This is a genomic window from Xanthovirga aplysinae (genome assembly GCF_009711365.1).
Classification (GTDB): domain Bacteria; phylum Bacteroidota; class Bacteroidia; order Cytophagales; family Cyclobacteriaceae; genus Xanthovirga; species Xanthovirga aplysinae.
The window spans coordinates 1-1,153 of record NZ_SMMB01000332.1 but is presented as its reverse complement, the minus strand read 5'-3'; the positions used below and the strand labels follow the sequence as shown (position 1 = coordinate 1,153).

General features: G+C 37.5%; 1 protein-coding gene. It reads right to left on the bottom strand.

The features are described 5' to 3' along the window. The coding region (locus tag E1171_RS01000) for an ABC transporter permease (RefSeq protein WP_155203212.1) at window positions 1-1,153 on the bottom strand (1,153 nt) is incomplete at both ends.

The following is a 1,153-nucleotide window of genomic DNA, read 5'->3' as shown; positions in this document are numbered from 1 at the left end:
TTTTGCCGGATCAGAGGCAGATAAAAAGAAAGCAGGATAGGCTCCTGAAAGGATGCCAACAATCGAAATAATTCCTGCTATGGTATATAATAATGGCCCATTATTCAGGTAGTTGGAGGATAGGGATTTGACCGCCAATTGATTAAAAGCTGGAAGGCTAATTTCCACCAAACCTATTGCTAATAAAAGTGAAAGTAAACTTAAGAGTAAAGACTCTGAAAGAAATTGGAATAAAAGCTGAGAACGGAATGCTCCAATGGATTTCCGAATTCCGACTTCTTTGGCACGTTCTACAGAACGGGCAGTGGCTAAATTCATATAATTGATACAGCCAATTAAAAGAATGATAATGGCTATAACAGAGAAAATATATACATAAGTGATACTTCCATTAGCCTCAAGTTCTTCATTTAGAGAAGAATAAAGGTGAATGTCTTTTACAGGCTGAAAATGAAAATCTAGGCCATTTCCACTTTTTACAAACTCATCCAGATTTATTCCTATGGCTTGTTCTAATTGAGGCCCAACATATTTCTGGAGCATATCCGGGAATTTATCCTCAAGAGCTTCAGGAGACGCATTTTTATGTAGTACCACATAGGTTTGATAATTATAGTCAAACCAGTTCTGATTCTTCATATAGTTTTCCACGCTTACCATAGGGAAGAGAACACGGTAATGAAAATGTGAATTTTCCGGAAAATCTTTAAATACCCCACTTATTTTATTGGAGTATTTATGGTCGATAATGAGGGTTTTGCCAATTGGATCTTCTTTCCCAAATATCTTATTGGCTGTTGTTTCATCTATTAACACCGTTTGTGGGTCCGTTAAAGCTTTCTTAGGATCACCCTTTACCAATGGAATTGAAAAAACATCAAATAGGGTGGAGTCAACAAAAGCCGCCTGTTCGGTTTTAAAGGTATTTTCTTTGTAAGTAATAAAAGGGGTGCCCGCCTTTCGCATTCTGCTCACTTGCTTTACTTCTGGAAATTCATTTTTCAATGCTACTGCGGCTGGCCCTGGCGTTAGGGTTTGTCTGGTATTTTCCCCGTTTAAACGGATATCAGTCCAAAGCCTGTAAAGTTGGTTGATTTGGGTATGATGCTTATCATAATTCAGTTCATCTTGTACCCAAAAAAAGATTAACAGA